Origin of the sequence: Mycobacterium palustre, assembly GCF_002101785.1 — a bacterium.
GTDB classification, from domain to species: domain Bacteria; phylum Actinomycetota; class Actinomycetes; order Mycobacteriales; family Mycobacteriaceae; genus Mycobacterium; species Mycobacterium palustre.
This window is the reverse complement of the sequence record NZ_LQPJ01000128.1, coordinates 1-11,535: the sequence shown is the minus strand read 5'-3', so window position 1 is coordinate 11,535 and position 11,535 is coordinate 1. Positions and strand designations below refer to the sequence as shown.

The following is an 11,535-nucleotide window of genomic DNA, read 5'->3' as shown; positions in this document are numbered from 1 at the left end:
CGTCCGGGCCCCGCGCAGGCGCCCACCACCCCCGGCGACGACCCGTGGGGGAGCGCCCCGGCCTCCGGGTCGTTCGGCGGCGGCGACGACGAACCGCCGTTCTAACGGCAGAACTTCACACCAGCACGAAACGAAAGAAAGACAGACATGGCCAAGTCCAGTAAGCGGCGGCCGGCTCCGGAAAAGCCGGTCAAGGCGCGCAAGTGCGTCTTCTGCGCGAAGAAGGAACAATCGATCGACTACAAGGACACCGCGTTGCTGCGCACGTACATCAGCGAGCGCGGCAAGATCCGGGCGCGGCGCGTCACCGGCAACTGCGTGCAGCACCAGCGTGACGTCGCGATCGCGGTGAAGAATGCCCGCGAGGTGGCGCTGCTGCCCTTCACGTCCTCGGCGCGTTAACCCGCGCGAGCCCGACCGAAAGTACGCAAACGATGAAGCTGATTCTCACGGCTGATGTCGACCACCTCGGAACCGTCGGTGACACGGTCGAGGTGAAGGACGGATACGGCCGCAACTTCCTGCTTCCGCGTGGCTTAGCGATCGCCGCCTCGCGCGGCGCACAGAAGCAGGCCGACGAGATCCGCCGGGCCCGCGAAACCAAGATGGTGCGCGACCTCGAGCACGCCAACGAGATCAAGGCGCAGATCGAGGCGCTTGGCCCGGTTTCGCTGCGGGTGAGGGCGGTCGGCGACGCCGGCAAGCTGTTCGGCTCCGTGACGGCCGCTGACGTGGTCGCTGCCATCAAGAAGGCCGGCGGACCGAATCTCGACAAGCGGATCGTCCGGCTGCCCAAGAGCCACATCAAGGCTCTCGGCACGCACCGGGTGTCCGTGCACCTGCATCCGGAGATCGATGTCGAGGTCGCCCTCGACGTCGTCGCGGACAGCTAACCAAGAAGCGTTTGCCTTCACGAGGCGGCGGCCAGCTTCGGCCGCCGCCGCCGTTTGCGCGCTGTGATCCGGCCGTGGGCGCGCTTTGCGCTGGGCAGCCGACCCGGCGTCTGGCGAACTTTTTTGCTGGCCCGTGCAGAAGGCGCTGTGGGGGTTCCCTTAACCACCTCGTAACGCGGCGAAAATATCGCCGAAAGCCAACACGCCCGGCGCAGTAACCTGGCGCGACACGCCGTACGAATTCCTGTCCACACGAAACACACCGGGTTGTACTCCTCGTATCAGCGCAGATGCCGCAGTCCCGGGAATTAATCCACAGGTTTTCCACACCCCGTTCAACACAGGTGTCGACGGATATGCACACGCGATGCACAACGTTATGAACAGCGGCCCCTTTAAGTACTGGTCAGCAACGCTTACCGTCATCCGGGCGCGAGGCTACGCGAGTGCTGGGTCAGGGCTGTCGCCACCTTGACTTACCCTCCGAGTGTCGGCTATCGAATGTATGTTCGGGTAGGTGTGTTAGGGAGGAGGGAGCTCATGGCGGTCGTCGACGACCTGGCACCGGGCATGGACGCTTCGCCGCCCAATGAAGAGTTCGGTCGCCAGCCTCCTCAGGACCTGGCCGCCGAGCAGTCGGTGCTGGGCGGCATGCTGCTGAGCAAGGACGCCATCGCCGACGTCCTGGAGCGCCTGCGGCCCGGCGACTTTTACCGCCCGGCGCACCAGAACGTCTACGACGCGATCCTGGACCTCTACGGGCGCGGGGAGCCGGCCGACGCGGTCACCGTCGCCGCCGAGCTGGACCGCCGCGGCCTGCTGCGCCGCATCGGCGGCGCCCCCTACTTGCACACCCTGATTTCGACGGTGCCTACGGCGGCAAACGCCGGCTATTACGCGGGCATCGTGGCCGAGAAGGCGCTGCTGCGCCGGCTGGTGGAGGCCGGGACCCGGGTGGTGCAGTACGGTTACGCGGGCGCCGAGGGCGCCGACGTGGCCGAGATCGTCGACCGGGCGCAGGCCGAAATCTACGACGTCGCCGACCGCCGGCTCTCCGAGGACTTCGTGCCGCTCGAGGACCTGCTGCAGCCGACGATGGACGAAATCGACGCCATCGCGTCCAGCGGCGGAATCTCGCGCGGCGTGCCGACCGGGTTCACCGAGCTCGACGAGGTGACCAACGGGCTGCATCCCGGGCAGATGATCATTGTCGCGGCGCGCCCCGGCGTGGGGAAGGCGCTCGCACTGGACACACCGCTTCCCACGCCGTCGGGCTGGACCACGATGGGTGACGTGGCCGTCGGTGACCATCTGCTCGACGCCGACGGACGCCCGACGCGGGTGGTCGCCGCGACGGAAGTCATGCTGGGACACCCGTGCTACCGAATCGAATTTTCCGATGGCACAGCGCTGGTCGCCGACGCCGCGCACCAGTGGCCGACGACGCGCGGCATCCGGACATCGGCCCAGTTGCGCAGCGGTTGGGACACCATCGCCGCGGCCGGATCGACGCCGCGCTACGGTCCCCGCGGGGCGACGACGGCGCTGCTGGCTCCCGTCCTGCAGATCGACGCGGTGCGCCGGGTGGAAAGTGTGCCGGTGCGCTGCGTTCAGGTCGACAACTCCGCGCGGTTGTATCTGGCCGGCCCGGGCATGGTGCCCACGCACAATTCCACCCTGGGCCTGGACTTCATGCGGTCGTGTTCGATCAAGCATCGCCTGGCGAGCGTCATCTTCTCGCTGGAGATGAGCAAGTCCGAGATCGTGATGCGGCTGCTCTCGGCGGAGGCGAAAATCAAGCTCGCCGATATGCGTTCGGGCCGGATGAGCGACGACGACTGGACGCGACTGGCGCGGCGAATGAGCGAGATCAGCGAGGCGCCACTGTACATCGACGACTCGCCGAACCTGACGATGATGGAGATTCGGGCCAAGGCGCGCCGGCTGCGGCAGAAGGCCGACCTGAGGCTGATCGTCATCGACTACATGCAGCTGATGACGTCGGGCAAGAAGTACGAATCGCGCCAGGTGGAAGTCTCCGAATTCTCAAGGCATCTCAAGCTTTTGGCGAAAGAGCTCGAGGTTCCGGTGGTCGCGATCAGCCAGCTCAACCGTGGCCCCGAGCAACGCACCGACAAGAAGCCCATGCTGGCCGACCTTCGTGAGTCGGGATGCCTCACCGCCGCCACCCGCATCCTGCGCGCCGACACCGGGGCCGAGGTCACCTTTGGAGAGCTCATGCGTACCGGCGAACGGCCGCTGGTGTGGTCGCTGGACGATCGGCTGCGCATGGTCGCCCGGCCGATGACCAACGTGTTCCCGAGCGGACGCAAGGAGGTGTTCCGGCTGCGGCTGGCCTCGGGCCGCGAGGTCGAGGCCACCCGCAACCACCCGTTCATGAAACTTGACGGTTGGACTCCGTTGGAGCAACTCAAGATTGGCGATCGTATCGCCGCGCCGCGGCGGGTGCCCGAGCCCGTCGACACGCGGCGGATGGACGAGTCCGAAGTCATCCTGCTGGCCCACATGATCGGCGACGGGTCGCGCGTCAAGCGGCAACCGATCCGGTGCGCGTCGGTCGACGAGGCGAACCTGGCCGCGGTGACGGCGTCCGCAGCGCACTTCGGCGCGACCGCCGTCCGCGACGACTACCCAGCGGCGCGAGTTTCCACACTGCGGTTGCGCGCGCCGGGGCGGCTCGCGCGGGGCCGCCGCAACCCCATGGCCGTTTGGCTCGATGGGCTCGGCCTGTTCGGGTGCCGAAGCTACGAAAAGTTCGTGCCAGAAGCCATCTTCCGTGCACCCAACGACCAGGTGGCCTTGTTCCTTCGTCACCTGTGGGCCACCCACGGTTCTGTGAGGTGGGACGATAAGGTCGGTCAGGGTCGGATCTACTATGGCTCCACCAGTCGGCGGCTCGTCGACGACGTGGCTCAATTGCTGTTGCGCGTCGGCGTATTCGCTCGGATCAAGCCCGCACGGAAGGCCGAATACCGCGGCAAGTGGCATCTGCAGATCTACGGTGCGGAGAACCAGCTCCGGTTCCTGCGGCACGTCGGAGTCCATGGCGCGAAAAAGGTGACTGCACGACAATTCGCGGCTGAACTGGAGGGTTTGGCGCGCAACCCCAATTTCGACGCCGTGCCTCAAGAAGTCCGGACGCGAGTCCGGGGCGTTGTAGCCGCCAAGCAGATAACCCACCGCGAGTTCGCCTCCGCTATGGGCAGCCAATTCTGCGGATCCACGATGTGGAAGCACTCGCCAAGTCGCGCCCGGGTCCATCGCGCGGCGGCCGTGCTCGACGATCCAGACGTCCACACGCTCGCAACCACGCACGTCTACTGGGAGACGATCGTCGAGATCACCAGCATCGGTGAGCACGACGTTTATGACGGAACCGTAAGTGGCACACATAATTTCGTCGCGAACGGCATTAGCGTCCATAACTCGCTGGAACAAGATGCCGACGTCGTGATCCTGCTGCACCGGCCCGACGCGTTCGAACGCGACGATCCGCGTGGGGGAGAGGCGGACTTTATTGTCGCCAAACATCGCAACGGCCCGACCAAGACGGTGACCGTCGCCCACCAGCTGCACCTGTCGCGCTTCGCCAACATGGCGCGGTGAGGTGGCAGCTGTTGTAGGTTCTCAAAAGTGATGTTAGCTCCCCAATTCTAATGTCAACTGAATGTCAGTAAATCCTTATTCGGTGACATAAGCCCGGAAACCATGGCGGACGCTGGGAACTCGAGGCGAGACCGCGGTTGTCGGCAGGTCTATGAGTGCTTTGGTACGCGCTGCCACGACTGACCTTCGCCGGGTGCCGTTCGTCGACAGCCGACAGCGTCGCAACCCGCCAGTTCCCCTGCCCACAGCCAACACTACGTGACCTTCGGGCAGCGCCCAGTCGGCGCCCAGCCGGATCGTGTATTTCTAGTCGGCCCTTCAGGCGAGAGCTGGTCTGTGGCTCAGTATGTCGCGGACGCGCAGACGCGAGCGGTGCGAGGCCTTCGCAGGCCTTAGCCAAGGACACAGCCCAGCAGTGGCGCGACGCGCAGACCGAGTTGCGGTGGGCACCCGTCACCGGCGGGGCGATGATCTCGATCCCATCGCCGCGTTGGGAGCCAACCGAGTGGCGAGCGGGCGGGCGATGTCGGGTGTGCTCAACGAAATGACCGAACGCGACATCGAATGATCGAGTATGCGCAGCCGGTCGCCTGAATTTCTCCTTCGTTTACACCCCATGTCGCAACCTTGGGAAGAGGCGCGGTTCGCCGGACCGCCTCTAGTGGGAGTGGAGGATCGACTGGAGATGGTGAAAGTCCATCCAACGGCGCGGGCGGCATTAGACGGGGTTCTCGCCGATGGAATCACCGTGGCGGTAGGCGGATTTGGCTTGTGCGGCGTGCCATTCGACCTCATCGAAGCGGTGCGCGATTCTGGAGTGAAGTCGCTGACGATCGTGTCCAACAACCTCGGGGTAGACGGCAAGGGGCTCGGCATGCTGCTCGACCATGGGCAGGTCGGCCGCGTTGTCGCGTCCTATGTGGGTGAGAACAAGCGGTTCGCCGCGCAATACCTCGACGGGACGCTGGAAGTTGAGTTTGTCCCCCAGGGCACGCTGGCCGAACGGATGCGGGCCGGGGGCGCGGGAATACCGGGTTTCTACACGCCGACCGGTGTCGGGACTGACGTCAGTGAGGGTAAGCCCACACGTGATTTCGACGGCAGGACCTATGTTCTCGAGCGTGGGATAGTCGCTGATCTGGCCTTGGTCCGCGCGCATATAGGCGATCGGGCTGGAAATCTTCGTTACCGGATGACTGCCCGGAACTTCAATCCGAATGTGGCGACCTGCGGAAAAGTGACGGTTGCTGAGGTCGAGCACTTGAGCGACGACTTTCTCGATCCTGACGATGTGGTGACGCCCGGCATCTACGTTGACGGCTTAGTCGTCGCGTCCGTTCGTGAGAAGGAAATTGAGATGCTGACCACGCGTCCGCGGAACGAGACCAACCTGACTGGTGCAAACAGATGAGTTGGACTCGCGCGCAGATGGCCGAACTGGCGGCAGGAGAACTCCGGACAGGCGACTACGTGAATTTGGGTATCGGGATTCCCACGCTGGTGGCCAATTACGTAGATCCTTCGCTGAACGTCACGCTGCACAGTGAGAATGGCCTGCTGGGAATTGGACCGTTTCCGTTAGACGGGGAACAGGATGCTGACCTTATCAATGCGGGGAAGCAGACGGTCACGTATCTGCCTGGGGCCAGCTTCTTCGATTCGGCGAGTTCGTTCGCCATGATCCGGGGCGGCCACATCGACGTGGCGATCCTGGGCGCCATGCAAGTCAGTGCCGCTGGCGATCTTGCGAATTGGGCTGTCCCTGGTGCATTGGTCAAGGGCATGGGCGGGGCGATGGATCTTGTGGCCGGCGCGAAGCGCGTCGTCGTCGTGATGGATCATGTGGCCAAGGACGGCAGCCCCAAGATCGTCGAGAAGTGCACACTCCCCCTGACTGGTCGCGGGGTTGTCGATCGGATCTTCACCGACCGCGCGGTGCTAGACGTGACGCCGGGCGGGCTCCGCATACACCGCCTGGCCCCGGGGACGACGGTTCACGACGTTCAATCGATGACAGGCGCTGCCATACAGTCGATTTGAGGAATGTCACTGTGCCCGCCGTGATACTTGCTTCCCGCCGCGACCCGCACACAGGGGATCGCACTCGGTGCGGTGGTCAGATCACGCTGGGCCTGCCTGCGGTGATGGTACGCGGTAAGGGAAAGGGGGACCAAGAAGTGATTCCGGCGAAGAAAGAGTGGCTGCGCAGCGAGGGTGACCAGTGGGACGTGGTCACCAGCGTCGGATACACCGCGCTCGCAGTGGCGGCCGCGCGAGCCATCGTCACCTCTCGGCCGAACCCACCGGCGCGCGACGTTTACGCAGAGTCCTTTGTTCGAGCGTCGGGTGAGCCGTATCTGATCAGTCTGATCGACGGACACCGGGGCTCGTCTGAGGCCGCCGGGCCAGGCTGGCCCGAATTCATAAGCCTCCAAATGCAGTTCTTCGACACGTTTTTCGACACTGCTTGCGTGCGCGGGCTGCGACAAGTGGTCATCATGGCCGCTGGTTTGGACGCGCGCGCATTTCGGTTGGCCTGGCCGGCGGGTACCCAACTCTTCGAGGTTGACCAAGCGGACGTTCTCGATTTCAAGTCGCGGGTGCTTGACGCCCGCGGGGCGGCGCCGACCGCGGAACGCCACGAGGTCCGCGTCGACCTGCGCGACGACTGGGTGGCGGCACTGATCGCGTCCGGGTTCGACCCGACCCTTCCGACCGCCTGGCTGGTCGAAGGGTTACTGATGTATCTGCCCGGGGCAGCGCATGATGCTCTGTTGGAGAGGATTAACGAGAACTCCGCGCGCGGAAGCGAACTCGCCACGCATGTCTTCTGGCCCGCGGATGATTTCGTCGGGATGTTCGACACGCTGTCCGAGAACAACGATCCCTTTGCTCAAATCAAAGTCACCGACTTGTTTTACGACGATCCCCGGGTGAACTTGGTCGACTGGTTCTCAGCACAGGGATGGCATGTCAGTTCTGTTACTGCCGGTGAAATCAGTGCCCAGTACGGGCGCCCACTCTTGGGGATATCGAAGCAGCTCGATCGCGCGGCGACCACACCCAGGTTCGTGCACGCCGTGCGCTGACCCGCTGTGCGAACGTTTGGGTCTAGCGAGGCGCCGGGACTCAACTGCCCCGCGTGACCACTGTGCGAGCAACGGAATGCCAGACGTAACGACCTGTTTTACGAGTAGCGGCTCACAGCACAACCGCCGACCGCAAGGCGTCGCCGTGGTGCACGGTCTCGAAGCCTTTTCGGTGGTGTTGCAGACACCGCATGCTTGGACTCGCACGACGACGTCGTGGCTAGCGGGGTCCGGGATCACGATATCGGCCACCTGGACTGCAGCGTTCTTTGGCCGGGCGATGACGCCGCTTACCCTATGTTTCCGTAGTTATTCCAAAACCCAACCATCCCAAGCCGAAATCGAGCAAAACTGGCAGGGCAATTTGATTTGCCGCGATCTCCGTCGATCGCGGCGGTCGCGCCTGAAAGTCGGCGATACCTACCTGATGGCGGCGGCCAAATCGCCGGACATCGCCGACAATTGCGGGGCCCAGCTTGACCAGTCGTGATTCCCGGAGCTGGGGATGTCGAAGTGTCCGTTGCGACCGCCCATAGTTCGGTAGTGGTCGTAGAAGTCCCGGTTGCTGCCCTGGGCTTGGTCGGCGAAGCCCAGCATTGCCGCGGCATCGCCTGTGGTGGTCCCCGGGCAGAACACCCAGATCCGAGTGTCGTTGGCTATCAACAGCGTGACGTGAACGTCAGGGTCATGCCATTTCCATCGGCCCGCCTGGGGTGGGCCCCACATGTTGCGGGTGTCGACGCCGCCGAAGCGCATCATCCCGGCGCTGATCGCGCCATTGAGGTCGGTCGCTGACGGGGTGAGGAAACCCGACATGGAACCGGCATATCGGAAACGGTCTGGATGGAACTCGGCCAGCGTGAGCGCGGCGGTGCCGCCCTGGGACGCCCCAACGACCGCGTGGCCGCCGGGCGCTAAACCTTTGTTCGCGGCGAGCCAGTCGGGCAGTTCCTGAGAAAGGAAGGTCTCCCACTGCTTACCGCCGTCTTGCTCCCAGTTCGTGTAAAGACTGTAGGCCCCACCGGCCGGGGCGACCACCGAAATGCCCTTCCCGGCAAGGCTGTTCATGGCCCCGCCAGCGGTAACCCAATTGCTTGTGGTGTCGCCGGCGTTGAACGCATCAAGCAAAAACACCGCGTGCGGTCCCCCGGCTAGAAAGGTGACCGGGATGTCGCGACCCATCGCCGCCGAGGGCACCATCAAAGACTCCCCGGCTGATACCGCCTTGGCCGCGCCGCCGCTCCAGATGGATAGGGCTACCGCGACGGCGAACGTCAGCTTTAGAAACATTGCTCGGCGCCACATGGTCACTCCGTCCGCCGCTTTGGTCGAATGGGCCGGTTGATGGTTTCAGTTCGATGGATATGCCGGTGGTGGTGACACGCCTCGCAAGATCCACGGCAACCAGTCCAAGCCGTGCTTGAGTTCGTCGCTAGCGTCATAGTCGGGACTGGGATCGAGCGGGACATTTTGGCCTGTGGTGTCGATCTGTTGTTCTGGCTGCCCGTAGACGGCCACGACTACCGTGCGGTCCAAGCTGTTTTCTGACCAGACCCCGATTTGTGTGTTCGCGCAGTTGGACATGATCGCGAGATCCGCGGGGTTGTAGTACCACTGGTGCAAGATGTCCATCCCGTTGATCGCAAGAGCGGGATTGATAGCCACGGTTTCGGTGGCCTTTCCCCGATAGCCGGCCGCGGCGGCACGGTCCTGCGGTGTGGACCCGTCCGAGCCGATGTCGCCGTCCAGGCCTCGGTTGTTCAATACGTCGTGGGTATGGCGCTGCGCCGCGAGTTGTAACTGAGGATTGATCCTGACGTCGTTCGTGCAACCTGCTTGGTGTTGGATGGTAAAGACGTTGGCCACCACCCCGTCGTTGAGCCGCTGGTTGTTCGGGATGAGCGTGTTGTTGTCGTTGTCGGCGTGCGCTGCCTGCATACCGGCCGCGGCGCCGGCGCCGACCGCCACCACAACGAATACGGACATAGCCAGCGACTGGTGTGTCATCTTGTCTCCTCGCCGAAGCCCTACGTCGTGATCACACGGGATCGAATCCCGAAATCAGCCAACGTCCGCCGACCTTTTCCAGTGCCACTTTGACGCTGGACGCTGTATCGCTAGGGGGGTCCGCGCCGATGGTCACCGTCTGATCCACGCAGACCAACACTTCGGCGTGGCTCGGGGTCGCCGATATCGAAGCGGCGGCCGGGATCGTCGCTTTCGCAGTGATCTGCCGTTGTTTGGCACCGGGAATGACGACGTCGTTGGTCAGCGAGGTGTAAGAGTCCTTGAAGCTTCCGGTCAGGCGTTCGCGGGCCTCGTGTAGTGTCTTTTCGGCAGTATCGGGTTGGTACGACAGCATGGCGATCGTCGAATCCTTTGCCGCCTGCAGCGACTCAGCGGCGGCGACCGCGGTGCCGTGGGCTTTACCGCTCTCCCACTTGAAGAAACCAGCCGCGACGGTCACGATTAACGCCAGCACCGGAACGATGCAAAAGGCGAATGCGCGACCCCACGCGAATCGTTTTGGCAGCGAGCTGATTTGGTCGTCGGGATCATCGCCGTCAACGTCCGGGTCGACGTCAGTCGACGAGCTGTCCGCGGCATCAGTAGCGGTCACCTCGAGGTTGTCGTCCGACGCAACAGTGTCCTCGTCGGTGCCCATGATCGCGGTGCCAGTTCGTTGCTGGCTCATGGAACGAACTCCACATTCGACACCTTGGCGCCCGACCCGGTCTTCTGGACGTCGATCCGCATTCGCCAGTTCCGGGTGGGCTGCTGCTGAGCGGCAACATTGGATGTCGTGACAGTCACCGCGACCAACACGCGTGCGTCGTTGGCGCCGCTGGATTCGATCCCGGCGGCAGTGACCTTGCCCTCTGATTTCGACTGGGCCTGTCGTACGACATCGACGAATGCCTTCGAGCGCTGCGAAAATTCGTCGTAAAACTTGCCCGTCGCTGAATCGAGAATGCGCTTGACGTCCGCATCCGCTTTGGAGTAGTCGATGCTGGTGAGATTGACCGCGCCCTGGCGAGCTGTGGCGACGAGGAGTTCCCGCGTCGCGGTTCGCTGATGAGCCTGGTAGGTCTGCCACCCAAACCAACCGCCGACTGCCGTCATCGCCGCCGTGACCAGCAATCCGACGATGAGGGCGAAGCGCACGCCGCTGGTGCGCGCCGTTATTGGTCCGGGCCGGTCAACTGCGTCGTCGTCTTTGCCGCCTGTCGTCGTCGGCGACTCGTCGGCATCGGGGGGCGTCTCGGCGCCGTCACTTTGTCCGGCCGATCGGGGCTCAGACGATAACTCGGCGGGCGGTACGTCAGTGCTGCGCTGCTCGGAATTCTGCGGATTATCGATCCGCTCGGCGCCAGGCGCTGCATGTGCGCCGCTATGGCTGTTACGAAACAGGCGGGCGCTTCTAATCGCCTTACCGCGTCGCAGCAGCCGGTGTGTGGTGACCAATAGTTCTCCTCACGCCAACGTGGTCTGGTCCACCGCGTGGGCCCTGCGCTTTGTAAAACCGCCTCATAGGGTCGGCGTCGAGGCGAAATTCCGACAAAACCGTACGTAAAACACCTTCTCGTGATGGCCAGCGCCAGCCGCCGGTGGGCGAAGGTGAGCGGCCGCACCGCGTCGCTGAGGCCGACCGCGGTGGTTGATTTCGCGCGGATTTTGGCGAGCAGCCGATCGTTCCCTACCGGTGGCGGAGTGGTCCATCCCTAGCAGTGATGCATCGCCGCGGCGATGCTGGCTTCACGAAAGCAGGGAGCAATGCGGGATCCATGAGCGCTGGGGCCCGGCCTGAACCGTGCTAGCCACCGACGCGACCGTGCGCACTATTCAGAGTGGCTGTGACAGCCTGATTTGGCCCCGGGTGGGCGGTCGAAAGTGGCCCCACCTGTGTGGTCGCGGGTGTGCTGTTG

10 protein-coding genes and 1 pseudogene are annotated in these 11,535 nt (G+C 63.9%); 7 read left to right on the top strand and 4 right to left on the bottom strand.

The genetic code is table 11. The features are described 5' to 3' along the window. The 7 genes and pseudogenes from AWC19_RS21670 to AWC19_RS21640 all read left to right on the top strand — a co-directional run. Positions 1-105 (top strand): annotated as a pseudogene (locus AWC19_RS21670) (single-stranded DNA-binding protein); the annotation flags it as partial. A gap of 42 nt (positions 106-147) precedes the next feature. After that, positions 148-402, top strand: coding sequence for a 30S ribosomal protein S18 (gene rpsR, locus AWC19_RS21665; protein WP_085080110.1), 255 nt, complete (start codon positions 148-150; stop codon positions 400-402). Between the two features lie 32 nt (positions 403-434). Beyond that, positions 435-893, top strand: a complete 459-nt coding sequence (gene rplI, locus AWC19_RS21660; protein WP_085080109.1) for a 50S ribosomal protein L9 — start codon at positions 435-437, stop codon at positions 891-893. Between the two features lie 540 nt (positions 894-1,433). Further along, positions 1,434-4,520, top strand: coding sequence for a replicative DNA helicase (locus tag AWC19_RS21655; RefSeq protein WP_085080108.1), 3,087 nt, complete (start codon positions 1,434-1,436; stop codon positions 4,518-4,520). 685 nt (positions 4,521-5,205) lie between these two features. Beyond that, entirely contained in the window at positions 5,206-5,931 is a 726-nt protein-coding gene (locus AWC19_RS21650; protein ID WP_085080106.1) for a CoA transferase subunit A, read from the top strand. Beyond that, entirely contained in the window at positions 5,928-6,560 is a 633-nt protein-coding gene (locus AWC19_RS21645) for a 3-oxoacid CoA-transferase subunit B (RefSeq protein ID WP_085080104.1), read from the top strand. The genes AWC19_RS21650 and AWC19_RS21645 overlap by 4 nt, the downstream gene beginning before the upstream one ends. Before the next feature lie 137 nt (positions 6,561-6,697). Beyond that, on the top strand, positions 6,698-7,609 hold the full coding sequence (locus tag AWC19_RS21640) for an SAM-dependent methyltransferase (protein WP_245849221.1): 912 nt from the start codon (positions 6,698-6,700) through the stop codon (positions 7,607-7,609). A gap of 420 nt (positions 7,610-8,029) precedes the next feature. Here the strand turns inward: AWC19_RS21640 and AWC19_RS21635 are convergent, their stop codons facing one another. From AWC19_RS21635 to AWC19_RS29360, 4 genes are read right to left on the bottom strand one after another with little or no spacing between them, the layout of a single operon-like run. Continuing rightward, a complete protein-coding gene (locus tag AWC19_RS21635) occupies positions 8,030-8,914 on the bottom strand; it encodes an esterase family protein (RefSeq protein WP_085080115.1) in 885 nt (294 codons plus the stop codon). Between the two features lie 45 nt (positions 8,915-8,959). Then, on the bottom strand, positions 8,960-9,616 hold the full coding sequence (locus AWC19_RS21630) for a CAP domain-containing protein (protein WP_085080103.1): 657 nt from the start codon (positions 9,614-9,616) through the stop codon (positions 8,960-8,962). A gap of 31 nt (positions 9,617-9,647) precedes the next feature. Next, entirely contained in the window at positions 9,648-10,274 is a 627-nt protein-coding gene (locus AWC19_RS21625) for a hypothetical protein (protein WP_085080114.1), read from the bottom strand. Positions 10,275-10,300: 26 nt separating this feature from the next. Continuing rightward, on the bottom strand, positions 10,301-11,074 hold the full coding sequence (locus AWC19_RS29360) for a tetratricopeptide repeat protein (RefSeq protein WP_142281344.1): 774 nt from the start codon (positions 11,072-11,074) through the stop codon (positions 10,301-10,303). Between the last annotated feature and the right edge of the window lie 461 nt (positions 11,075-11,535).

Excerpts from the sequence above, each read along its gene's own strand:
- AWC19_RS21650 (WP_085080106.1), top strand. The coding sequence starts at position 5,206 with ATGGTGAAAGTCCATCCAACGGCGCGGGCGGCATTAGACGGGGTTCTC.
- AWC19_RS21655 (WP_085080108.1), top strand. The coding sequence starts at position 1,434 with ATGGCGGTCGTCGACGACCTGGCACCGGGCATGGACGCTTCGCCGCCC.
- rpsR (WP_085080110.1), top strand. The coding sequence starts at position 148 with ATGGCCAAGTCCAGTAAGCGGCGGCCGGCTCCGGAAAAGCCGGTCAAG.
- AWC19_RS21630 (WP_085080103.1), bottom strand. The coding sequence starts at position 9,616 with ATGACACACCAGTCGCTGGCTATGTCCGTATTCGTTGTGGTGGCGGTC.
- rplI (WP_085080109.1), top strand. The coding sequence starts at position 435 with ATGAAGCTGATTCTCACGGCTGATGTCGACCACCTCGGAACCGTCGGT.
- AWC19_RS21625 (WP_085080114.1), bottom strand. The coding sequence starts at position 10,274 with ATGGGCACCGACGAGGACACTGTTGCGTCGGACGACAACCTCGAGGTG.
- AWC19_RS21635 (WP_085080115.1), bottom strand. The coding sequence starts at position 8,914 with ATGTGGCGCCGAGCAATGTTTCTAAAGCTGACGTTCGCCGTCGCGGTA.
- AWC19_RS21645 (WP_085080104.1), top strand. The coding sequence starts at position 5,928 with ATGAGTTGGACTCGCGCGCAGATGGCCGAACTGGCGGCAGGAGAACTC.